The organism is Amycolatopsis rubida, from assembly GCF_900115345.1.
Taxonomy (GTDB): Bacteria; Actinomycetota; Actinomycetes; order Mycobacteriales; family Pseudonocardiaceae; genus Amycolatopsis; species Amycolatopsis rubida.
Genome location: NZ_FOWC01000003.1, coordinates 93,043 through 115,607, shown reverse-complemented (window position 1 = coordinate 115,607; position 22,565 = coordinate 93,043). Strand labels below are relative to the sequence as shown.

23 protein-coding genes and 1 pseudogene are annotated in these 22,565 nt (G+C 70.8%); 19 read left to right on the top strand and 5 right to left on the bottom strand.

Going from position 1 to position 22,565, the window contains the following annotated elements; genetic code table 11:
• Nucleotides 1-389 precede the first annotated feature (389 nt).
• Nucleotides 390-1,664: a PucR family transcriptional regulator gene (locus BM362_RS14935; protein ID WP_093573514.1), complete on the top strand. Its 1,275-nt coding sequence runs from the start codon at nt 390-392 to the stop codon at nt 1,662-1,664.
• A gap of 91 nt (nt 1,665-1,755) precedes the next feature.
• Here the strand turns inward: BM362_RS14935 and BM362_RS14930 are convergent, their stop codons facing one another.
• From BM362_RS14930 to BM362_RS14920, 3 genes are all read right to left on the bottom strand, one after another.
• Complete coding sequence (locus tag BM362_RS14930; protein WP_093573513.1) at nt 1,756-3,039, bottom strand: NAD(P)/FAD-dependent oxidoreductase; 1,284 nt, start codon at nt 3,037-3,039, stop codon at nt 1,756-1,758.
• A gap of 159 nt (nt 3,040-3,198) precedes the next feature.
• Entirely contained in the window at nt 3,199-4,524 is a 1,326-nt protein-coding gene (locus BM362_RS14925) for an amidase family protein (RefSeq protein WP_093573512.1), read from the bottom strand.
• A gap of 68 nt (nt 4,525-4,592) precedes the next feature.
• Complete coding sequence (locus tag BM362_RS14920) at nt 4,593-5,285, bottom strand: helix-turn-helix transcriptional regulator (RefSeq protein WP_093573511.1); 693 nt, start codon at nt 5,283-5,285, stop codon at nt 4,593-4,595.
• Nucleotides 5,286-5,774: 489 nt separating this feature from the next.
• On the opposite strand from BM362_RS14920, the gene BM362_RS14915 reads away from it, so the two are divergent.
• Nucleotides 5,775-6,728 carry an AraC family transcriptional regulator gene (locus BM362_RS14915; protein WP_244287157.1) on the top strand — a complete coding sequence of 318 codons (954 nt, stop codon included), beginning with the start codon at nt 5,775-5,777 and terminating at the stop codon, nt 6,726-6,728.
• A 34-nt stretch (nt 6,729-6,762) separates the two neighbouring features.
• Here the strand turns inward: BM362_RS14915 and BM362_RS14910 are convergent, their stop codons facing one another.
• Nucleotides 6,763-7,485: a type 1 glutamine amidotransferase domain-containing protein gene (locus tag BM362_RS14910; protein ID WP_067586534.1), complete on the bottom strand. Its 723-nt coding sequence runs from the start codon at nt 7,483-7,485 to the stop codon at nt 6,763-6,765.
• Nucleotides 7,486-7,730: 245 nt separating this feature from the next.
• Here BM362_RS14910 and BM362_RS14905 point away from each other — a divergent pair, with 245 nt between their 5' ends.
• The 12 genes from BM362_RS14905 to BM362_RS14850 all read left to right on the top strand — a co-directional run bounded on the left by BM362_RS14905 (nt 7,731) and on the right by BM362_RS14850 (nt 16,625).
• Nucleotides 7,731-8,750, top strand: coding sequence for a type 1 glutamine amidotransferase domain-containing protein (locus BM362_RS14905; protein ID WP_093573510.1), 1,020 nt, complete (start codon nt 7,731-7,733; stop codon nt 8,748-8,750).
• On the top strand, nt 8,747-9,229 hold the full coding sequence (locus BM362_RS14900; protein WP_093573509.1) for a nuclear transport factor 2 family protein: 483 nt from the start codon (nt 8,747-8,749) through the stop codon (nt 9,227-9,229). The genes BM362_RS14905 and BM362_RS14900 overlap by 4 nt, the downstream gene beginning before the upstream one ends.
• A 10-nt stretch (nt 9,230-9,239) precedes the next feature.
• Nucleotides 9,240-9,713, top strand: a complete 474-nt coding sequence (locus BM362_RS14895) for a nuclear transport factor 2 family protein (protein WP_067586529.1) — start codon at nt 9,240-9,242, stop codon at nt 9,711-9,713.
• A 14-nt stretch (nt 9,714-9,727) separates the two neighbouring features.
• Entirely contained in the window at nt 9,728-11,257 is a 1,530-nt protein-coding gene (locus BM362_RS14890; protein WP_067586526.1) for a ferritin family protein, read from the top strand.
• A gap of 3 nt (nt 11,258-11,260) precedes the next feature.
• Nucleotides 11,261-11,563: a toluene-4-monooxygenase system B family protein gene (locus BM362_RS14885; RefSeq protein WP_067586523.1), complete on the top strand. Its 303-nt coding sequence runs from the start codon at nt 11,261-11,263 to the stop codon at nt 11,561-11,563.
• Nucleotides 11,560-11,877 carry an MmoB/DmpM family protein gene (locus tag BM362_RS14880; RefSeq protein WP_067586520.1) on the top strand — a complete coding sequence of 106 codons (318 nt, stop codon included), beginning with the start codon at nt 11,560-11,562 and terminating at the stop codon, nt 11,875-11,877. The genes BM362_RS14885 and BM362_RS14880 overlap by 4 nt, the downstream gene beginning before the upstream one ends.
• Nucleotides 11,874-12,905: a ferritin family protein gene (locus BM362_RS14875; RefSeq protein WP_067586518.1), complete on the top strand. Its 1,032-nt coding sequence runs from the start codon at nt 11,874-11,876 to the stop codon at nt 12,903-12,905. The genes BM362_RS14880 and BM362_RS14875 overlap by 4 nt, the downstream gene beginning before the upstream one ends.
• Nucleotides 12,902-13,228, top strand: a complete 327-nt coding sequence (locus BM362_RS14870; protein WP_232791791.1) for a Rieske 2Fe-2S domain-containing protein — start codon at nt 12,902-12,904, stop codon at nt 13,226-13,228. The genes BM362_RS14875 and BM362_RS14870 overlap by 4 nt, the downstream gene beginning before the upstream one ends.
• Nucleotides 13,225-14,460 carry an NAD(P)/FAD-dependent oxidoreductase gene (locus BM362_RS14865; RefSeq protein WP_093573508.1) on the top strand — a complete coding sequence of 412 codons (1,236 nt, stop codon included), beginning with the start codon at nt 13,225-13,227 and terminating at the stop codon, nt 14,458-14,460. The genes BM362_RS14870 and BM362_RS14865 overlap by 4 nt, the downstream gene beginning before the upstream one ends.
• Nucleotides 14,461-14,490: 30 nt before the next feature.
• The gene (locus BM362_RS14860; protein ID WP_093573507.1) at nt 14,491-15,225 is read left to right on the top strand and encodes an iron-sulfur cluster assembly protein; all 735 of its coding nucleotides are present in this window, start codon (nt 14,491-14,493) and stop codon (nt 15,223-15,225) included.
• A gap of 35 nt (nt 15,226-15,260) precedes the next feature.
• On the top strand, nt 15,261-15,551 hold the full coding sequence (locus BM362_RS14855) for a putative quinol monooxygenase (protein WP_093573834.1): 291 nt from the start codon (nt 15,261-15,263) through the stop codon (nt 15,549-15,551).
• Nucleotides 15,552-15,659: 108 nt separating this feature from the next.
• Nucleotides 15,660-16,625 (top strand): AraC family transcriptional regulator, encoded by a 966-nt coding sequence (locus BM362_RS14850; RefSeq protein WP_067586512.1) that lies wholly within the window; start codon nt 15,660-15,662, stop codon nt 16,623-16,625.
• Between the two features lie 219 nt (nt 16,626-16,844).
• Here BM362_RS14850 and BM362_RS50530 read toward each other — a convergent pair.
• Nucleotides 16,845-17,778 (bottom strand): annotated as a pseudogene (locus BM362_RS50530) (DUF1800 family protein).
• Here BM362_RS50530 and BM362_RS48885 point away from each other — a divergent pair.
• The 5 genes from BM362_RS48885 (at nt 17,716) to BM362_RS14820 (ending at nt 22,536) form a co-directional block, all read left to right on the top strand.
• Nucleotides 17,716-17,904, top strand: coding sequence for a hypothetical protein (locus BM362_RS48885; protein ID WP_244287191.1), 189 nt, complete (start codon nt 17,716-17,718; stop codon nt 17,902-17,904). The pseudogene BM362_RS50530 and the gene BM362_RS48885 overlap by 63 nt on opposite strands.
• Nucleotides 17,905-18,483: 579 nt before the next feature.
• Complete coding sequence (locus BM362_RS14835; protein WP_093573506.1) at nt 18,484-19,650, top strand: NAD(P)/FAD-dependent oxidoreductase; 1,167 nt, start codon at nt 18,484-18,486, stop codon at nt 19,648-19,650.
• Nucleotides 19,647-20,606, top strand: coding sequence for an acyl-CoA dehydrogenase family protein (locus tag BM362_RS14830; RefSeq protein ID WP_093573505.1), 960 nt, complete (start codon nt 19,647-19,649; stop codon nt 20,604-20,606). Before BM362_RS14835 ends, BM362_RS14830 begins: the two co-directional genes overlap by 4 nt.
• Nucleotides 20,603-21,868: a bifunctional PIG-L family deacetylase/class I SAM-dependent methyltransferase gene (locus BM362_RS14825; RefSeq protein WP_093573504.1), complete on the top strand. Its 1,266-nt coding sequence runs from the start codon at nt 20,603-20,605 to the stop codon at nt 21,866-21,868. The genes BM362_RS14830 and BM362_RS14825 overlap by 4 nt, the downstream gene beginning before the upstream one ends.
• Complete coding sequence (locus BM362_RS14820; RefSeq protein ID WP_067595422.1) at nt 21,865-22,536, top strand: glycosyltransferase family 2 protein; 672 nt, start codon at nt 21,865-21,867, stop codon at nt 22,534-22,536. Before BM362_RS14825 ends, BM362_RS14820 begins: the two co-directional genes overlap by 4 nt.
• Nucleotides 22,537-22,565: the final 29 nt, after the last annotated feature.

The window sequence follows — 22,565 nt, the reverse complement described above, 5'->3', positions numbered from 1 at the left end:
ACACCGTCGCGTCGGGATCGTCCGGCACCAGCGGCGGCGCACCGAACGGCATGCTGTTCCGCGCGCGCTCCTGACGCCACGACCGGACCGGAGGCCACCGCGGCGCCTGCCTGCGATGACCGTTCTCCATCGGCGGGGCAGGGCGGTTCTGCCGGTCGGGAGGCGAGTGTTCAGACGGCGGAAGCCGCGCGGGATGCTCGGGTGGCCACCCAGGGTCTCGCCCCATCTCCCGCGGTCGATTCGATCCCAAGGGTAGTCACTCCGCGCACGCCGGAGCCTGCCCCGGCGGCCGGCGGTGCCTGCGTATTGTCCTCGGCAACGGTCTGATGGTTTCGTGTCGGAGACCCCTCGACGCCTAGAGCCGGGTGGCCGGCGAAAGGGAGCGGACGGTGTCCGACGACGATCTGCAGTCCATCGTGGACGAACTCGCCGAACGGCTGGAGCAGTCGGTCGCGATCGACGACCCGGCGATCCGGCTGCTCGCCGCCAGCAGGCACTTCGGCGACGAGGACCCGCTGCGGGTGAGCTCGGTGCTGAACCGCTCGATCCCGGCCGAAGTCTCCGATCCGCTTTTCGCCAGGGGGATCGCGAGCTGGACGGAGCCGGGAGTGGTCGACCTCGACGGCGCGCTGCCCCGGCTGTGCGCGCCGGTGCGATGCGACGGGCTGCTGCTCGGCTACCTGTGGCTGATCGACGGGCAAGGCGCGTTCCGCGAGGCGGAATTCGCCGCGGCCGCGGAGGCAGCGCGCCAGGTGGGCACGATCCTGTACCGGCGGCTGTTGCTGCACCAGCGATCGCTTGCCCGGCACGAAGCGATCCTGCGGGAGCTGGTGTCGCCGGACGCGCTGATCCGGGCGCAGGCCGTCGAAGACCTGCGGGCCGAGGAGTTGTTCCCGGAGGCGGCCACGCGATTCACCGTGGTGGCGGTGCATTGCCGCACCGGCGGCGCCACTCCCCCGCCGCAGGAGGTCGCGCTCGGGGCAGCGGTCGAGGAAGGCCTGCGCGCGGTTTCGCCCGACGTCGCGCTGATGGCGGCGAACCGCGCGCGGGCGTGGATCCTGCTCGCGCGACGCCGGCCGCCGACGCGGTTGCAGATCTCCGCTGTCACCGACCGGATTCGCGGCAGGTTCGCCCGGATCGCGCCGACCGGGCCGGACCCGGTGTTCGGCATCGGCACCACCGTCGAACGGCTCGACGAGGTCGCCGGCTCCTACCGGCACGCGTCGCTGGCCGCCCGCGCGGCGCTGCTCGTCCCGAGCGTCGGCGACGTCGCCTGCTGGAACGAGCTCGGGCCGTACGGTTTGCTGCTCAAGCTTTCCGCCGACGACCTCGCCGACGCGGCCGAAGTGCCCGCGCTCGCCGCGCTGGAGCAGGAGGACAACCACCAGGTCCTCGTGCGGACCCTGGAGACGTTCTTCGACCACGGCGGCAACATCCGCCGTACGGCCGAGGCGCTGAAGATCCACCGAGCCACCCTGTACCAGAGGTTGAAGCGGGTCGAGCAGGTCACCGGCCGCACCCTCGGCAACGGGGACGACCGGCTGACCCTCCACTTAGGGCTGAAGCTCCGGACGCTGTCGGCCGCGCTGCGCGAGCATCTCGCGGGTGACGAAGCCGACCGGCAAGTGCGTACCCGGCGGCGAGAACTCTTACGAGGTCCGTGAAGGGGATACCCGGGAATTCGTCAGCGGCCGTGGTCTCCTGGCCGTCCGGCGCGGTCCGGACTCGGGCGGCCCGCGGATCCCGTCTTCGGATTCATCCCATGACGGTGCCGGAACTGCCCCTATTCGGGCTGCGCCGGCGAGAGAACGCGCCGAGGTCGATCTTCGCGCCGGTGTGCGGAGCGCGAAACTGCACCGGATTCGCGTCGTGGTCGGCTCCGTTCTCGACCTGTTCGATCAGCGCGGTCAGGAACCGGCCGACCACCGGCGCGTTCTTGAACTGGTTGCCGCTCGTGCCGATCGCCACGTAGAAGCCCGGCAGGCCGGTGCGGTCGTAGATCGGGGTCCAGTCGTCCGCGACGTCGTACACCCCGGCCACGCCGCGGGCCCGGTTCGGCACGGCCAGCTCCGGCAGCCGCCGGGCGGCGCGGGTCACCTGGGTTTCGAACACCGCCATCGTCGGATGCGGGAGTGCGTCGTCCGGATCGTCGAGCCACGGGAACGGGTCGCATTCCGGTTCCGTGCCGCCGATCAGCAGGCCGCCGCCGACCTCGCCGCGGAAGTAGACGCCGAGATCCAGGTCGGCGATCGCCGGCCCCGCGTAGCCCTCCGGCGCGGCCACGTGCGCGACTTCCTGGCGCATCGGCCGCACGTTCACCGCGAAGTCCGCGCCCGCGCCCGCCAGCCGGTTCAGCGCGCCGGACCACGGACCGGCCGCGTTCACCACCACGTCGCAGGCCAGCCTCGTGCCGTCGGCCAGCCCCACCTCCGCGACGCGCCCGCCCTTCGCCGGCACCGACGTCACCTGGCTGCGGAACCGGAACTCCGCGCCGTGCGCCGCCGCCGCTGTCGCGAGGTTGACCGCGGCGAGCGCCGGATCGGTGACGTACCCGGCATCTGGCGTGTACACCCCGCCGAGCGTTGTTTCGGCGTCGTCCCAGAAACGGCTGTCGGCAATCGGTTTCGGCGGCCAATAGCGGCCGGTGTCGATGCCGGGCACGCGCGCGGCGAGCGTCGCGCTGTCCCATTCCTCGTACGGCACCCCGGCTTCGTCGAACAGGGGCAGCCACGCGGCACGCGGAGCCGCGGCGACGTCGAGCATCACCAGTCCGCTCTTCTCGAACCGCGCGAGTTCCCCGACGTCGCGGCCGAGATGCCCGGCCCAGTCCAGCCAGCCGAAATGCGCCTCCCACGCGGCCGCGACGCCGGCGGCGGTCGAGAAGTTGTAGCGGACCACCGCGCTCGACGCCGAGGTCGAGCCCTGGCCGGGTCCGGCGGCGCGGTCCAGCACGGTCACCCGGTGCCCCGCGCGGGCCAGCTCCAGCGCCACCGACGACCCGATCACCCCGGCGCCGACCACCACGATCTCCGTGCCCATGTGCTGCCTTTCTCCCGTGTGGTCCCCAGTTTTCCGGCTGACCGCCCCTTCGGCAGCAGGCAACTGTCGCCGCTTCCGCACGGCCGCGACGACATCTGTCGCCCCGATCACGCCGGCCGGCAACGGGCGGTGGCGCTGGCTGACGCCGCTCTCGCTCAGTCAACCGGCCTGCTCGGCGGTGTCCGACAGCCCCGCCGCCATTCGTTCGGCGAGGCGCAGCGCCCGGCGGTCGTCGAACCGTGCTCCTTGGACGGTCAGCCCGACCGGGAGACCCGTCGCGGGGGTGGCCAGCGGGAAGGTGACCATGGGCGCCCCGAGCATCGCGCCCGGTGTCGTGTTCCGGGTATAGAGCTCGAAAGCGTCGACGCGGCTTCCCCGATGCTCCACCGGCCCGTCGCAGCAGGCTGGCGGAGCTGGTGCGGGCGTGGCGGGAAACGCGAGCGCGTCGAGCGCGTGCTTGTGCAGCAGTTCCGTGTAGCACGCTCTCGCTTGCTCGGTTTGCCGCTGGGCGATCGCGTACTCGCCGGGCGATACCGGGGACGACATCTCCGCTTCCAGGATCTGCCGGACGTCAGGGCTGCGCACCTCCGCGACCAGCCTGGCGAACGCTTGCTCGGAGTTCATGCCCAGTGCGCGGGCGGCGACGTCGCCGAGCAGACGACGGGCTTCCCATCGGACGACGGGCATCGCCGCCGCGCGGGTCAGCTCCCAGACCTCCGCGAGCCGCACCGGCACCAGCTCGGCCGCACCCGCCAGAACGGCCAGGGCCGGTTCGACCGCCGCTCGCGTACTGGCGTGCAACTCGCGGAACAGTTCGGCGGGCACGCCGATCCGCGGGCGCGGGAGGTCCTGGCCGGGTGTTCCGCCGAGCATCGCCAGGTCGATCTCGGCGAGGCGGCGCACCGATCGCCCGAAGATCCCGGGAGTGTCCCGGGTCCACGACAAGCCGACGGTGCCCGCGGTCGGCCAGCGGCCGGTGCTGGGGCGGAACCCGGCGACCCCGCACAGACTGGCGGGGATCGAGATCGAGCCGCCGGTGTCCGTGCCCAGCGCGACCTCGGCGTGGCCGCGCGCGACGACCGCGGCGCTGCCGCCCGACGATCCCCCTGCCGAGCGGTCCGGACGGCCGGGCAAGCGCACCGCGCCGTAGCTCGCGTTTCGGGAAGTGATCCCGAAGGCGAGTTCGTGCATGTTCGCCATGCCCACGACCACCGCGCCGGAACGGCGCAGCAGCGCGACAACCGGGGCGTCGGCCTCCTCCGGCGCGAGGTCCAGGAGTGCGCATCCCGCGGATCGGCGCAGTCCGCGCACCGAGATGTTCGCTTTCACCGCGAGCGGATACGGCTGCCCGCCCGCCGAGGGCACTTGGGCCGCGATCTCGCCGGCCGTACAGATTTGCGTCCACTCTCCTGGTTCCGGTCGTTCGACCGCGGCCGGGATGAAGACGTGGGCGAGGGCGGCGACGCCCGCCGGGGAAAGCGGCATCCGGGGCTCCTTTGCAGCGAATGAGGCTTATCCGGGAGTCTCGGCATGCCGCGCGGTAACCGCCATCGTCATTTCTGACGATGGCGCAGGTGGTGCGCCGCCAGGGCCGCGCGGTTGGCGGCGCCGGCCTTGGCGAACGCGTTGCTCAGGTGGGTCCGCAACGTCGGCGGCGCGATGCCGAGGGCCGCGGCGATCTGCCGGTCGCTGTACCCGGCCGCGACCAGCTCCGCGATCTGGGTTTCGCGCCTGGACAGCGGCCTGCCGCCGACCGGGGTCTGCCGGGGCCAGACCCGGGCGACCAGGTCCCCGAACGACCGCAAGACCCGCGCGTCCGCCTCCGTGAACGCGCGGCCGCCGCGTCCGCGCCACAGCCGCAGGTCCACGGAACCGGGACCGGCGTCGGCCGGGAAGTAGTTCATGCCGTGGTACATCCCGCCGCGGTGCAGGAAATCGCGGACGAACTCGGCGGAGACACCGGCGGCCGGCGTGACCCGCGAAGCGCTCCGCCGCGCGAAAAGGCTCGGGGTCAGGTCGTCGACGTGCCGAAAATGCCGGTGATAAGCACGAAGCGCGTCGTCGCCGAGGTCGAGCTGAACCGGGTCGGCGTAGGGCCCGGACGAATCACAGACAAAGGAGGCGAAGACGTCCGCCCCCAGGATGCGACGCAGGGCATCACCCAGCAGAAGGCGCTTCGTCTTGGGCGGGGTGTCCGAGAGGACAATATCGATCGCTTCGCACGTCAGTGCGTACTCCTGGCCCATACTGCCTCGCTTCGGTGCGAAGTAGCGAGCGCGACGCCAGCTCAGCTCCGTCGGCTCCCTGCTCGCACGAAAGTGTAAGGCGCGGACGCCGGACCAGCAGCAACGCGGCGGATATCAATCCCCGCCCCGGCTCCTTGAGTCCGATGACCTGCGCGAAGGCCGACACCGATTCCGGGGCAGTCCTCAGCTGGTTGACCCGGAGCACCCGAGCCGGGAGCCCAGCGGCATCCCGCACACCGCGATCTCGTGGTCCTGGGCCTGCCGGTGCTCGCGGCCGACCTGATGGCGGGTGAACAGCCGCTGCGGCGGATGCCGAGGCCGACGGCCGCGAGCATCGTGCCCTGCGGGACCATCCCCGGGCCGGACCGCCTGCGCCGGCGGCACGCGAATCCGCAGACAGCCACCCGGAATCCGCAGTCCCGCAGGATCGGCTGCGGCCTACCGTGGGGTTCTGGGCCGACGAGGGCCCGCAGACGGGAGGCGAACGACGTGACGGACCTGCTCCGGCCCCTCGAAGAACGCCATACGGCAGGCGACCTGCTCGCCGAAATCGCGGACCGCGCGCCCGCGCTCGGCGGCAACTCCGGTGGCTGGCCGGGACTGACCTTCTACCGCTACACCCGGCCCGTCGCCCCGCAGTGGGAAGAGGTGCGGTCCCTGTCGCTGTGCATCATCGCGCAGGGGCGCAAGCGCGTGGTCGCCGACGGGCGCGCACACGCGTACGACCCGTTCAACTACCTGGTGCTGAGCGACCGCCAGCACTTCACCGCGGAGATTCTCGAAGCCACCCCGGCCAGGCCGTTCCTTTCGCTGGTGCTGCAGGTGGACCCCGCGCTGGTGCGGCGGGTGTCGGCCGACGTCCTCGACCGGCGGGCCACGACGTTCGACCGGATGGCCCGCAATCAGTCCGAGCGGGCGTTCGTCACCCCGCTGGACTGCACGCTGATGTCGGCCACCCTGCGGTTCCTCCGTGCGACGGGCACCGGCGCGGACCGCCGGGTGCTGGCGCCGATCTACCTGGCCGAGATGGTGTACCGGATCCTGCAAGCCGAGCAGTACTCGCGGCTGCTGGAGATCGCGGCGTCCGAGGTGGCGCGCAACCCGGTGAGCGAGGTCGTCTCCTACGTGCGGGACAACATGTCCGAGCCGCTGACGGTAAGCGACCTGGCGGAACGGGTTTCGCTCGGCCCATCGGCGTTCTCGCACCTCTTCCGTGAGGTGACGGGGAAATCGCCGTACCAGTTCGTGAAGGAGATGCGGCTCAACCGCGCGCGCGATCTGTTGATCGAAGAAAGGCTGAGTGTCACTCAGGTGTCGAAGGCGGTCGGCTACGCGAGCGCGTCGCATTTCATCAACGAGTTCCGCGGGCGGTTCGGGGCGACCCCGCGCGCGTATTCCGATCTTCGCGCGCTTCGCGCGGAGTTCGGCGTCCGCAACGGGTGACGGGGGTGCCCCCTGCGGGCACCCCCGGCACGGCTCAGTGAACGGTCTCGACCGGTTTCAGCGCCCCGGCGAGCCGCTCGGCCAACGGGGCCGACGAGGCCGGATTCTGTCCGGTGTAAAGGTTTCCGCACACCACCACGTGGGGCTCCCAAGCGCTGGCGCTCTTCTCGAACTGCCCGCCTCCGTCACCAAGGCGGTCCTCCAGCAGCCACGGCGCCTTGTCGGCGAAGCCGACCTGACCTTCCTCGACGTTGCTGAAGCCGGTCAACCGGCGGCCCGCGAACAGCCACCGGCCGTCGGCGTCCGTCGCCGGCAGCAGAGCCGCCGGCCCGTGGCAGACCGCGGCCACGGGTTTGCCCGCGGCGTCGAACTCCGCGATCAGCCTGCCGAATTCCTTGCTGGCAGCCAGATCTTCCATCGGCCCGTGTCCGCCTGGGACGAACACGAAGTCGAACTCGGCGGGGTCGGCCTCGTTCAGGTCGGCGGGTGCGCCGAGTTCGCTCGCGATGCTTTCGAGGTAGGCGCGGAACCGTTGTCCCGGCTCGGCCGAGCCGCCGTTCATCTCGGGGCTGAAACCGGCCTCGTCGGCGGTGGGGACCACCGCGCCCGGGGTGGCGATCACGAGATCGAAACCGTGGTCGCGGAAGATCTTGTGCGGCACCGCCAGTTCCTCCGGCCAGAAGCCGCACGGGTGCCGGGTGCCGTCGGCCAGTGTCCAGTGGGCCGAGCCGGACACCGCGAACAGTACGCGTGTCATGGGGAAAACCTCGCTCTCGAAAAGAGACGACTCCGGCGCCGCCGGCCGGAAAGACCGTCCCGAAAGTAACCGCCGCGGCCGCGGCGCGAGCTGGTTCGTGCACGAATCTTGCAGACCTCGACCGGAACCCGCACCGGTTGCCGGAATCCGCACATCTTCCGCAGGAATCTTCGATGCGGCCGGGATCATCCGGCGGCTAGCGTTTCGGCACGCCAACCGAAACCGCACGTTCATCTGGAGGTCACATGGCGCGCATCGCCTACCTCGTCTCGAGTGCGAAGGAGATCGAACTCGCCGACGGCAGCCGGCACACTACTGGCTACTTCGCCGAAGAAGCCGTCAAACCGTACGAGCGGTTCGTCGACGCCGGAGCCGAGGTGGTGGTGCTGACGCCCGACGGGGAGCCGCCGTTCGCCGACCCCTACGGGCTGGAGCCGTTTTTCCACTACCCCGAACCGGATCAGGACTTCTTCGCGTCCGTGACCCGCACGTTCCACCGCGACCCGGACGACATCCGGATCACGCTGCACCAGAACACCGAGCTGGGCCTGGTCGCCGCGCGGCGGCTCGCCGAGCGGCTCAAGACCCGCGGGTTCTCGCCGGTCGAGGCCCACGCGCTGGTCAGCAAGGCCGCCCGGATCGCCTGGCGCGAGGACCGGCAGCTCGCCGACGTGATGACGGACGACGGTCTCGACGGCGGTCTGCCCGCGGAGGAGATCCGGGCCGCGGTCGCCGAACTGGACGCCGCGAGCCGGCAGCTGGCCGCCGACCGGAAGGCGAAGCTGGACGCCATCCCGGGTTTCCGGCAGCCCGCCTCGTTGGCGGACCTGAGCGACGAGCAGCTCGCCGAGTTCGACGCCGTTTTCGCCCCGGGCGGCCACGGGCCGATGGTCGACCTCTCCGACAACCCCGACGTGGCCAGGCTGCTGAAGGTGCTGCATGACAAGCAGGCCCCGATCGCTTCGCTGTGCCACGGTCCCGCGCTGCTGCTGTCGGCCCCCGAACGCGAAGACGGGCAATGGCTCTTCGACGGCTACCGCCTCACCTGCTTCACCGACGAAGAGGAAGACCAGACGGAGCCGGGCAAGCTCGGCCTGCCGTGGTACGTCGACACGGCGCTGAAGAACGCGGGTGCGGTGTTCGACGACGGGCCGTCGGCGTGGGTCTCGCACGTGGTCGTGGACCGGAACCTGATCACCGGCCAGAACCCCGCCTCCACCGAGGCGACGGCCGACGCCCTGCTGAAGGCGGTGGGACAGCGATGAAACTCTTCACCCGCGGGGACCAGTCCGAAGACCGGGCCGAGACCGCCCCGGAGGCGACCCCCACGCAGATCGTGTCGGCTTTCCTGACCGCGTTCGGCAATCGTGACGCCGGGGCCGCACTGTCCGTTGTGGACGATTCGGTGCGCGTGGACATCCATCCGACCGGGCTGAGCGAAGGCGGTGCGGCCGAACTGCGGGCGTTCCTCACCGAAACCGCCACGGCGTTCCCGGACCTGCTCGTGACGGTGAAGAACCTCATCGAGACCGGGTCCGTGGTCACCGCGGAGCTGAAGGTCGAGGGCACCCAGGCGGCGGGTTACCTCGGCGCGATCAACCAGGAGAAGCACCTCGACGTGGACCAGGCCTGGCGGTTCACCGTCGCCGGTGACCGCATCACCGGCGTCGACGCGTACTGGTGCCAGAACCAGCTCTACCGGCGGCTCGCGGTGAAGCGCCTCGACCAGATCTCGCTCGTGTGAGGGGAATCCGATGACAACAACCGAACCGCGGAGCCGGAGCCGGGAAGCCGCCGGACAGGTCACCGCCTTCTTCGACGCCTACCGGCGCCACGACGTCGACGCGATGACCGATCTGTGCGCCGACAACGCCGACTTCTTCTACGTGCCCTTCGAGGTGTGGGGAAAGCAGCGTGTGCTGCGTGGCGACGGCAAGGTGAAGACGGTCGGCAAGACCATCTGGGTCGGGCTGATCGCCTCGTTCCCCGACCTGTTCGCCGACGTGCACAGCGTCGACGCGAACGACAACGGCGATGTGGTGGTGCGGTGCGACATCGGCGGCAGCCAGCAGCTCGCCTGGGGTGCCGCGGAGCCCCGGGGACAGAAGTTCAGCGAGCCCCACCTGTTCATCTTCCACGTCGATGGCGACGGGCTCATCGACCGGATCTCCGCCTACTGGGACGGGGCCGGCATCAACCGCCAGCTCGGCCACCTCGAAGTCGACTGAGAAGGGAAGCACCGATGACGCTGCTGAAGCGGGAAGAGTGGCAGGGGTTCGTCCGCGACGTCGACTGGACCTACAGCTACGTCGACGACGAGGCCGTGTTCCCCGAATGGCACAGCGGCACCGGCAAGGTGCCGCGGGAGGCCTGGCTGGACTGGGAAGAGGACTACAAGGTCAGCTACCCCGACTACGTGACGACCCAGCGCGACAAGGAGCAGTCCGCGTACGCGGTCAAGGCCGCGCTCCAGCGGTCGACCACCTTCGATCACCTCGACGAGGGCTGGAAGTCCTCGACCAAGATGCACTTCGGCGGCGTCGCGCTGGTCGAGTACGCCGCGGTGCTCGGCGAACTGAAGATGGCGCGGTTCGGGCTCAACGCGGCCTGGCGCAACATGGCCGCCTTCGGCCAGCTGGACGAGCTGCGGCACGCGCAGATCACCACGTTCTTCGGGCACGAGTTCATCAAGAAGGACCCGCAGTACGACTGGACCCAGAAGACCTTCCACATGGACAACTGGGTGCCGATCTCGCTGCGGAACCTGTTCGACGGCATGATGATCGCCCCGAACGTGGTGGACCTGGCGATCGCGCTGCCGTTCACCTTCGAGACCGGGTTCACCAACCTGCAGTTCGTCGCGCTCTCGGCCGACGCGCTGGAAGCGGGCGACGTGAACTTCGCCAACATGATCTCCTCGATCCAGACCGACGAGGCCCGCCACTCGCAGCAGGGCGGCCCCACGATGGAGATCCTCGTCGAGCACGACCCGGTGCGCGCCCAGTGGATCATCGACAAGAACTTCTGGGGCTCGGCCCGCGCGTTCGCCGCGCTGACCGGCCCGGCGATGGACTACTACACCCCGCTGGAGCACCGGAAGCAGTCCTACCGGGAGTTCATGGAGGAGTGGATCGTCGACCAGTTCGTGCACACGATCGAGGACTACGGGCTGAAGAAGCCGTGGTTCTGGGACGAGTTCATGCGCGGCCTCGACACCTGGCACCACGGGCTGCACATGGGCCTGTGGTTCTGGCGCCCGACGCTGTGGTGGCGCCCGAAGGCCGCGGTCAGCAAGGACGAGCGCGACTGGCTGCGCGAGAAGTACCCGAACTGGGAGCAGGTCTACGGCGACAAGTGGGACGTGATCATCGACAACATCAACGCCAACAACGTCGAGGCCACGCTCCCCGAGACGCTGCCGTGGCTGTGCAGCATGTGCAACCTGCCCTGCTGCAATGCCGTGCCGACCCGGTCCGGCCGCTGGCGCGTCCCGTCCTGGCAGCTGGACTACGACGGGAAGACGCACCACTTCTGCACCAACGCCTGCCGCCAGATCTGGTGGAAGGACCGGGACAACGTCAACCACGAGACGCTGATCGACCGGTTCCTCGCCGGGCAGATCCAGCCGATGGACGTCGGCGGCATCCTCGCCCACATGGGACTCACGCCCGAGGTGATGGGCGACGACCCGGACTACGAGGCCTGGACCAGGGACTACGTCGGCCGCCCCGCGAAGGGCCTGGCGCTGGCCGCCGGCGCCGGGGAGGGCTGAGCCATGGCCGAAACCGTCGAGCCGGACCCGCAGGACCAGGCGCCGCAGCTGGTGCCGCTCAACGCCATCTTCGCGGACGACTTCGTGCAGATCCTGGTTCCGGTCACCACCGCGGACACGATCCGGGAAGTGGCGGCCGCGGTCGCCCACCACGTCGAGGGCAAGCGGGTGCGGGCCCAGGACGCGGAAAAGGTCGTGTTCCACCAAGGACGGCGGCTGGCTCCGGAGCTGACCGTGGCCGAGGCGGGCATCGGCCCGCTCGACCATGTCCGGGTCGAGTACGACCTGCGGGAGGGAGCACGGTGAAGAACCCAGTGGGCCCGATCCTGCGGATGGGCGACGAGGTGGAACAGGTGATCGCGGCGATCGAGGACGACAACCCGGACAAGGAGATCGAGGTCGTCGACCGGGGCGCCTACGTTCGCGTCCAGGGCGAGGACCGGGTGGTGCTGACCGAGGAGACGCTGCGGCGTTACCTCGGCAGCGAGTTCGAGATCCGCTCGCTCGAAACCATGATGTCCTCCTTCGCCGGGCGCGCCATCACCACGAGCGGCGCGATCGTCTGGGAACGGATCTCGGCACGGAAAGCCGCGGCGGCCGGTAAAGGAGTGCGGGCATGACACAGCCGAAAAAGACAAGGCCGCGCAAGACGTTCAGCGCGTTCGGCGACATCCGCCGGATGCCGAGCGACTACGAGATCGTCACGCACGCCCAGAACTGGACGCTGCGCAAGAACCGCACGGGCGCGTTCGAGCAGAACCCGTCCTCGCCGGCGAACCTGTGGTTTCTGACCTACCGCGACAAATCGCCGTTGCAGGTCGACGACTGGGACGCCTTCCGCGACCCGGATGCCTTGACCTACAAGACATACGTCACGACCCAGGCCGAAGCCGAGGCGAAGACCGGTGGCGTGCTCGACGAGTACGCGGGCTCGGACGCCGCGCTCGCGCCCGGGCAGCTGGCCCTGCTGACCTCGCTGTTCACGCCGTCGCGCTACCTCCTGCACGGCTGTCAGCAGATCCAGGCGTATCTCGGTTACCTGGCCCCGACCTCGTATGTGACCAACACGGCGGGCTTCGCCACGGCCGACTACCTGCGCCGGGTCACGCTGACCGCCTACCGCACCCGCGAGCTGCAGATCGCGCACCCGGACAGCGGAGCCGGCACTGCCGAGCGGCGGCTGTGGGAAACGCTCGAAGCCTGGCAGCCGGCCCGGCGCGCGGTAGAGAAGGCGCTCGTCAGCTACGACTGGGGCGAGGCGTTTGCCGCGCTGAACCTGGTGCTGGCGCCGACGTTCGACGACGTGCTGGTGAGGCAGTTCAAAGAGGTCTCGCGCGAGAACCGCGACGAAGAGTCCTGGCTGCTGCTGTCGTTCCTGCAGGAGGACAACAACCGGCGCAACCGGTGGAGTTCGGCGCTGGCGCGGTTCGCCGTCGAACAGCGGCCGTCGAACGCCGACGTGCTGCGCCGCTGGATCGAGCGCTGGTCGCCGATCGCGGACGCGGCGGCGGCCGGGCTGGGCGAATTGCTCGCGACCCGGCCGGAGCGCGGCCGCCCGGCGAGCGAGGTGGCCGCCGGCGCGAAGGCCGCCCGCGAGGCGTTCCACGAGCCGATCTTCGAGCCGGAAGGGATGCGTGCGGCGCGGTGAGCGGAGCGGTGACCGGGCAGTGGCGGGAGGCCATGCGGCTCGACGAGCTGTGGGAAGGCGAGATGGCGGGCGTCGAGGTCGGCGGCGAGAAGGTCCTGCTGATGAACATCGACGGCGACGTGCGGGCGTACCGGAACCGCTGCCCGCACCAGGCCTGGGCGCTCGACGAGGGCGACTTCGACGGCGAGACGCTCACCTGCTCCCGGCACATGTGGGTGTTCGACGCCCGCAGTGGCTCCGGCGTGAACCCGGACAACTGCCGGCTCGCCTCGTTCCCCTGCCGGGTGGACGAGGACGGCACGATCCGGGTGGACCTCGGATGACGACCCGGCGTTGTGTGCTCGTGGGCGGCGGTGTCGCGGTCGCGTCGGCCGCCGCCCACCTGCGCAAAAAGGGCTTCGACGGCGACGTCGTGCTCATCGGGGAGGAGCCGGGGGTGCCGTACGAGCGGCCGCCGCTGTCGAAGGAGTTCCTGACCGGACCGCCCGAGCTGGTGCGGCCGCAGGAACCCGGCTGGTACGCGGCCAACGACGTCGAGCTGAGGCTCGGCGTGCGCGCTGTGTCCCTCGACGTGGCCGGCCAAAGCGTAGGACTGTCCACAGGGGAACGTCTCGGCTACGACGACCTGGTGCTGGCCACCGGCGTGCGGCCGCGGCGGCTTCCCGGGTTCGACGGCGAGGGCATCCACTACCTGCGCACGGCCGCCGACGCCGGACGGCTGCGTGCCGAACTGGCGACGGCGCAACGGATCGCGATCCTGGGCGCCGGGTTCATCGGGTGCGAGGTGGCCGCGTCCGCCACCGCGCTCGGCGCCAAAGTCACCCTGTTCGAGCCGGAGCCCGCTCCGCTCGCGCGGGTGCTCGGCGCGGCGATCGGCGCGATACTGATGGACATCCATCGCGAACGCGGCGTGGAAATCCGCGCGGGCGAGCACGTCACGGCTGTCGACCGCGGCCGGCACGGCTTCGTGCTGACCACCAGTCGCGGCGACCGCGTGGAGTCCGATCTGGTGGTGGTCGGCATCGGCTCGCTGCCGAACGGCGAGCTGGGACGGGACGCCGGGCTCGCCGTGGCGAACGGCGGGCTCGCGGTCGACGAGTACGGGCGGACGTCGGCACCGCACGTGTACGCGGCCGGTGACGTCGCGGCCCAGCACCACCCGCGCTACGGCACGCGGATCCGGGTCGAGCACCACGACACGGCCGTGCGCCAGGGCGCGAACGTCGCCGCCAACCTGGCCGGCGAGGCGACGCCGTTCGAGGAGCCGCACTGGTTCTGGTCCGACCAGTACGAGCACAGTCTGCAGTCGACCGGCCGTATGGGCGCCTTCGATTCGGTGGTGCTGCGCGGCCGGCTGGCCGATCGCAGCTTCTCGGCGTTCTCGCTGGCCGACGGCCGGATTCAGGGTGTCATCTCGCTCAACCGGCCCGGTGACGTGCTCGCCGCCCGCCGGATGCTGTTCGCACCGCACGAGGTGACGGCCGAGCAGCTCGCCGACGAGTCGCTGCCGCTGAAACGGCTGATGCCGCGCACCAAGACAGCATCCCGGGCCTGAGCCCGCTGAGTTCACCGAGGAGGAACTGCCGTGACGACCCTTGCAGTGCTGGAAACGCTCGCGTCCCAGACGAGGGTGACAGTCGCCGACGCCCGGGCGGCGCTGGCGCGAGTGCGTGGGCTGAGCGTGGTGGACGCGGTCGCGAAGCTGCGACTGGGGCCTGGTCGTACGTGCGAGCCGGTCGCCAGGGTGCTCGACCGGGCACTGGCGAACGCCGCCCGAGCCGGGCTTTCGCCCGGGCACCTGATCGTGGCCGGCGGTTCCGCCACGCCTGCGGAGCCGATCGTGCGGGTGCGGCGGAAGGCACACGGCAAGGCAGACTGGATCAGCAGCGAGACAGCCGACGTGCGGGTCGAACTGCAACCGGCAGGTGCGTACGAGGCCGCCGCCGTACCGGCGCCCGTCGAGGCGGCGGACGAACCCGCCCTCGACAGTGCGCCGGCGGACGCGCGGTCGGTTCCGGTGCGGGAGGCGCTTTACGACGTGCTAGACCCCGACCTGGGGGTCAACGTCGTCGACCTGGGTTTCGTGCGGGGCGTGACCGTGGACGAGCACGACATCGCCACCCTGACCATGACGCTGACCTCGCCCGCCTGCCCGCTGACGGGGATCATGGAAGACCAGATCCGGACGGCGCTGCTGGAAGACCCCGGGATCGTCGCGGACTTCCGCGTGGTGTGGGTCTGGTCCCCGTCGTGGCGGCCCTCGGACATCAGCGACGACGGCCGCGAACAGTTGCGCGCCATCGGGTTCAGCACCTTGTGAGCAGTTCTGACAATTCTGCGCAGTTCGGAGGGTTCATGGCTTACGTCGTCGTCGCCACCTGGGTCGCGAAGCCGGGGCAGGCGGAGAAAATCCGGCAGATCCTGGAAACGGTCACGCCCGGCAACCGGGCCGAAGAGAAGATGCTGGAGTTCCAGGCACACGTCAGCCGGGACGACCCGGACACCTTTGTGCTGTACGAGAAGTACGTCGACGCCTCCGGGTACGCCGACCACCGCGCTACCGACGCGTTCCGGAAGCATGTGCTCGGCGAAGCGATCCCGAACCTGGCCGAGCGGAGCGTGCGGGAGTTCGAGACCATCGGGTGAGCGGACTCGAACGAGCCTCGCTTCGCTCGTCCGAAGAGGGTAAACTCCCAGGTCCAAACGGCAGAGTCGCCGGTGCGGCGGGGCGGCTCCGTGACGTCGGAGGCAGGCATGGTGCGGTCCGTTCCGCCGCTGGAAGACCGGATGACACCCGGCGACCTGATCGCCGAGCTGGCGAGGCGCGCACCGGAGGCCGGCGGCAACACCGGCCTGTGGCCGGGGCTGACGATCTACCGCTTCTCCGAGCCGACCGCGCCGAGCTGGGAAGAGGTCCAGTCGCTGTCGCTGTGCGTGGTCGGCCAGGGCCGCAAGTGCGTGACGGTGGACGGGCAGCCCTACCGGTACGACCCGTTCAACTACCTGGTTCTGAACAGCCACCTGCACTTCCAGGCCGAGATTCTCGAGGCCACCTTCACGAAGCCCTTCCTCTCCTTCGTGCTGCAGATCGACCCCGCGGTGGTCCGGCGGGTGTCGGTGGAAATGCTGGAGCAGCGGCGGGCGGAAATGCTGGCCGACAGCCCGCCGGACCCGTCGAAGGCGTTCGTCTCGGCGCTGGACTCCGGGCTGATGAGTTCGGTCATCCGGTTTCTGCGGGCGCTGTCCACCGGACCGGACCGGCGGATCCTGGCGCCGGCGTACCTGCAGGAGATGGTCTATCGCGTGCTGCAGGCCGAGCAGTACGAGCGGCTGCTGGAAATCGCCGCGGCGCAGCAGAACCACGATCCGGTCGCACGGGTCGTCACGTTCATCCAGGACAACCTGGCCGAGCCGCTGACCGTCACCGACATGGCGGAGCAGGTGGCGATGAGCCCGTCCGCGCTGACCGCGCTGTTCCGGCAGTCCACCGGGAAGTCGCCGTACCAGTTCGTCAAGGAGATGCGGTTGACCAGGGCGCGGGACCTGCTGGTGCGGGGAAACGGGACCGTCGTGTCGGTGTCCCGGGCGGTCGGCTACCCGAGCGCGTCGCATTTCATCAACGAGTTCCGCCGCCGCTTCGGGCTGCCGCCGCGGGCGTACTGCGACCTGAACACGCTGCGTTCCCAGCTGGGCGCGCAGCACACCGCGAACCCGATCTGAGCAGCGAAGGGGTCAGCGGCGCTGTTCCCGCAGATCAGGAAAGTGCCGCACCACGACCAGTTGAATCCGCGTGTTCAGTTCAGCGAAAACCTCGGTCGCACGAAAGCGCCAACGCGGTTGCTGGTCGTGTCTGCTGGCATCAGCGCTCCGTGGGCAGCCACAGCCGGTGGCTCGTCGGGGGTGTGCGCTCCGCACAGCGTGAGCTCTTCTTGCCTGGCCTCACGAATGGCGTTTCGGCGCAGTGCTGCGGTGCCGCCGGTCCGCCTGGACTTCGGCCATGGCCAGGCGGACCGCGCATCCTCGTCGTCGAGGACGCCGCAGCGATCCGGCTTTCGGTGGAGGTCGCGTCGCGGGCGGCGGGGTTCGCGGGGCGGGCGTTGCCCCGACGGCGAACAGCTCGAAGCGGAGCTGGCCCGTTTCCGGCCCGATCTGGTCGTGCTCGACGTGCTGTTGCCCGGACGCGACGGGTTCGCGCTGCTGCGGGTCGTCCGGCGGCACTGCGCGGCGGGGGTCGTGATGCTCACCGCGCGGGAAGGGCACTTGCCCCATCCCCCGCAGCCGGGTCAGCAGCTGGGCGCCGGACTTGGCGTCGAGCGCGGACGGACGGACGCGGAGCGCGCGCAGCAGGCCGCCGAGCCATTCCACCGGCTGTTTGACCAACGACGTCGCCGAGTCGTGGAACGCGTCCTCGTTGACCAGCGCGGTCAGCAGAGACCGGATGTCGCGGCCTGGTCCGTATACCGCCGTCTGCGGCGTCGCGGAGACGAGCCGGAACCAAAGCCGTCCGGCCACGAACGGCGCCGAGGACGGCCGGGACAGCACGAGGTCGACGAACGAGCCGGCGTCGAAGTTCGCGGTCTGGCCGAGAACGGTCTTCGGCGTCGAGTCGTGGCGGCGGGCGGCCGGGTTCTCGCGGGTCGCGGTCCGGCCAGTGAGGGCGCGCGGCCTCGCGGACATCGGTCTCGGTGTAGTTCCCGACGCCGGGGGTGAACAGCTCCATGGACTCGCGCGCGAGGTTCTCGTTCGGCTTGCCGGCTTTGTTGCTGTTGCCGTCGAGCCACAGCAGCATGGCGGGGTCGACGATCATCGCGTGGGCCAGCTGGGTGAAGCTGCCCATGCCGAGCGTGCGCAGGGTCTGGTTCTGCGCGAGCATCAGGCGCGGGCTGCGCACCTTTTGCTCGCTGGTCGCGAAAACCAGATCAGCCATTCGACCGCCGGAAGGTCGGCTGCCGCGATCCGGTCCAGCCACCACAGCACGGCATGCGTGACCTGGCTCTGAAGCTGGTGCGTGGCTTGTCCGCTTTCGCGGGTCGCGCGGGCGGCGCTCCGACGTCCGGAAGCGAGGGTCGCCTGCGCACCCGCGGCCGGCCCGGCGGCGAGATCGCCCGGCCGGGGCCCAGCCGATCGTGCGGCCGGCGCACCACCGCGCGCTCGGAAATGACCGCCATGCCCCGATCCTCGGGACACCCGGGTCGCATGGCCAGCAGCTGGGGACTTCCTTAAGGTAACCCACAGCTTCGGTCTGCCCGGCGCGGCAGCCCTCATACGACTGGGCCTTGCTCCAGGCCGTCTTCTCCCGAAGGTCCGACCGTCCGGACCGACGCACTGGTAGCCGAAGACGACAAGAACGGCGCGTCGCCGGAACTCGCCCTCTGTCGAAGGCGGCCCCGGCTCCTTCCCGCGCCCCAGCTGGCCGAAACGGAACGAGCCGGAGACATTTCCGTGGCGACGCCCGGACCGGCACCGCCACGATCCGAACCACGACCGAGGACGGCCGGCCGCACCGCGCACGTGCTCCAGCGTCGATCTTCTGGTGCTTCCGGGGTGTTCTCGCGCCTGAAACGGGTAACCGGCGCGTATGAGCACAGAGCAGCTCGTCGTGATCGGCAGCGGGCCGGCCGGGGTTTCGGCCGCCCGTTCTTACCGCGAAGCCGGCGGGACCGGCGAAGTCCGGCTCCTCAGCGCCGACCCCGACCTGCCCTACGAACGGCCTCCGCTGTCGAAGGACTTCCTGCGCGGGGAGACGACGCTGGACCAGATCTCTCTCGCGGACAACGAGGTCTGCCGCGACCTCGACATCGGGCTCGTACTCGGGGATCCGGTCGTGGAACTCGGCGACGGCGAAGTGCGCACGGCGGCAGGCCTTCGCCGCCCGTTCACGCAGTGCGTACTCGCCACCGGTGCCGAACCCGTGCGGCCGGATGTGCCCGGCACGGAGCATGAAACCGTGCGGACGCTCCGATCGCGGCGCAGTTCCTCCGAACTCCGCGACGCGGCGACGGACGCGGAGGAGGCGATCGTCGTCGGCGCCGGGTTCATCGGCTGTGAGGCGGCGGTTTCCCTGTCCCGGCTCGGGTTGCGCGTCACGGTGCTGTGCCCGGAGACCGTGCCGCAGCGGCAACGTCTCGGCGAGGACGCGGGCGAGCTGATCGCGAACTGGCTCGACGCGGAGAACATCCAGCTGCTGCGCGAAACCAGCCTGGCGGCCATCGCCGACGGACGGCATCTGCGCACCGACACCGGCGAGGAACTCGACACCGACCTGGTGCTTCTGGCCACTGGCGTCCGCCCGCGCGTCGAGCTGGCGGAAAAGGCCGGACTGGCGCTCGGGCAAGGCCGGATCCGAACCGACGAACACATGCGCACCAGCCGTCCGGGGATCTACGCGGCGGGCGACGTGGCGCTCGCGCACAACGCGGCTGCCGGACGGGCATTGCCCGTCGAACACTGGGGAGAGGGGCTGGCCATGGGAGAAGTCGCCGGCCGCACGGCCGCGGGCACTGACGCGGCGTGGGACGCCGTGCCGGGGTTCTGGTCGGAGATAGGCGATCGGACGCTCAAATACGCCGCGTGGGGCGACGGATACGACCGCACGCGGCCCGTTTCGCGCGACAGCGGCGCGCTCACCGTGTGGTACGAGCGCGACGGGGTCGTGGTGGGCGTGCTCACTCACGAGGCCGACGAAGACTACGAACGAGGCAGCGCCGTGATTCGCGAGCACCGTCACCCGGAGGACGCACGATGACCTTGCTGGAGGATGCTCCGCCCAAGCCGCTCCCGCTCCCCCGCACTCCGGAAACGCTGGACGAGGAACTGCGGAGGATGCTCCCGAACGGCGCGCTGGACCTGCCAGTGCCGGGACGTGGGGCGCTGCGGCAACGGTGGCGCGCGCTCGCCGGGTTCGGCCGCCGCGACCTCGCTCTCGGCCGGCTCGCCGAGGGCCACACCGACGCGATCGCGATCCTCGCCGAAGCGGGTCTCGCGGCGGAACCTCTGGCGCTGTACGGCGTGTGGGCGTCGAAATCCAGCGGCACCGGCTCCGAACTCCACAATGGACGGTTGTCGGGCGTCACCCGGTTCTGTTCCGGGCTCACGACGCTGGACCGCGCTCTCGTCGCGGCCGGTGACCAGCTCGTGGAGGTCGACCTGTCCGCGCGCGGCGTCCGGCGGCATCCCGGCGCGTGGCAATCGCTCGGCATGGACGCCTCCGACAGCGGCGACGTGGTGTTCGAGGACGTCCCGGTGCTGCGTGAAGTCGGGCCGCCCGGCTGGTACGTCGCGAGGCGCGGGTTCGTGCTCGGCGGGACCGGCGTCGCGGCGGTATGGCTGGGCGGGGCGGCGGGGGTGGTCGACAGCGTGTGCGTGAGCCTGCGCGGCAAGGCGGACGAGCACCAGCTCGCACACCTCGGCGCGCTGCACGTCGCGCTGCGAGGTTCGGAGGAACTGCTCACCGCGACCGCGAGCGCGATCGAACGGGCTGCGGACCCCGGGTCGCAGAACGACACGTGCCGCGCGAGCGTCGAACGGACCGCACGCGAGGTGGTCGACCTGGCACCCCGCATCACCGGGCCCGGGCCGCTGTGCCGGGACCGGCGGTTCGCGCAGCAGGTGGCGGATCTGCAGGTGTTCATCCGCCAGCATCACGGCGAACGGGACTTGGCGGCGCTGGGCCGCGCCGTGCTCGCGGAGGGACGCGCATGAGGCCGTTCGTGCCCGAGGACGAGTGGACGCGCGCTTTCCCCGACTGGCCGGAGCAGGGGTTCCGGCGGGCGCTGGTCGTGGCCGCACACCCCGACGACGAAACGCTCGGCGCGAGCGGGCTCCTCCAGCATCTGCACGCGGCGGGCACCGAGGTGACGCTGGTCGTCGCCACCGACGGCGAAGCCGCTTTCCCTGATTCCGGTGCCGCCGAACGCGCCGAGCTTGGCCGTGCGCGACGCGGAGAGCTGGAACGTTCCCTTGCCGCGCAAGGACTCGACGTCGAGCCGATCTGGCTGGGCCTGCCCGATTCCGGGCTCACCGCACACACCGGGGAGCTGACCGGCGTTCTCCGCGAGCACGCCGCGGGCCGCGATCTGTGCCTGCTGCCGTGGCCCGGCGACCCGCATCCGGACCACCAGGCCGCCGGACGAGCGGCGCTGGCCGCGGCGCCTGCTTCCGCGCACCGCTGGTCGTATCCGATCTGGATGTGGCACTGGCGGGCGCCGGACGCACCGGACATCCCGTGGCAGCAGGCGTGTTCCTACCGGCTGACCTCCGCCGAGCGCGCCGCGAAAGCGGCGGCCGTCGGCGAGTTCGCCACGCAGCTGCGGCCAGGACCTCGCGGCGAAGACCCCATCCTCCCCCGCGAGGTCCTGGCGCACTTCGACCGTCCGGTCGAGACGTTCTTCCGGCAGCCGCCCGAAACCTCGGCCCCGGTCGAGCGGTTCGCCGCGCTGTACCAGGACGACACGGACCCGTGGCAGGTCGAGACCAGCTGGTACGAGCGGCGGAAACGGTCGCTGCTGCTGGGGTCGTTGCCGCGCGAGCGCTACGGCACCGTCGTGGAACCGGGCTGCGGGACCGGGGTGCTCACCCGGGAACTGACCGGACGGTGCGATCGGCTGATCGCGTTCGACCCGGTCCCGGAAGCAGCGGAGCGGGCGCGGGCGGCGGTGCCGGGAGCGGAGGTCCACGAGGGTCTCGTTCCGCACGCGTTGCCGTCCGGGCCGGTGGATCTGTTCGTGTACAGCGAATTGCTCTACTACCTCGGCGAAGCGGACCTCGGGAAGACGATCGAAGCGTCCGTCGCCGCGCTGCGACCCGGCGGTGACCTGGTGGCCGTGCACTGGCTGCCGTGGGCGCCCGAGGCACCGCACGACGGCACCGCCGTCCACGAGCGGCTCGCCGGGCACCCCGCGCTGGAAACGCTGGTCACCCACGTCGACGAGCAGTTCCGCCTGGATGTGCTGAGGCGGCGATGATCGCCGCCGTCGGAGTCGTCGTGCCCGCGCGCGACGAGGCCTCGTCGGTGTCCCAGTGCCTGCACGCCGTCCGGCGGTCGCTGCTGCGGCTGCCGGTTTCGATGGAACGCGTCGTGGTCGTGGTCGCCGACCGCTGCACCGACGACACCGCCGCCCGCGCCCGGTCGCTGGCCGAGGTCGTGGCGACGAACGCGCCGCGCACCATCGGCGAGATCCGCGATCTGGGCTGCAGCACGGCCCTCTCCCGGCTTTCCGCGCGGGAAGTACTGCTGCTCAACACCGATGCCGACACCGAAGTGGACCCGCGCTGGGCGGCCCGGCACCTCGCCCGCGCCCGGCACGGCTGGCATGCCACGACCGGCCCGGCGCACCTCGCCGGCACGGTGCCGGGCGGCCCGGGCGCGGCGGCGCGGTACCGCGAGATCGTGAACACGAAGGAGAACGTCTACGGCGCCAACCTCGCCGTCCGAGCCGACGCGTACGCCGCCGTCGGCGGGTTCGGCCCAGTGTCCACCGGCGAGGACCACTCGCTGTGGCGGCGGCTCAGGGAAGCCGGATACCGGGTCGGCACGGACCCGGGCACCGTCGTGCACACCAGCGCCCGGCTGGCCGGCCGCGCCCCCGAAGGCCTGTCGTCGTTGCTCCGCCGGCTCGCCTTAGACGGGTGACCGGACGGGTAATCATCCGGGAAAAGGGC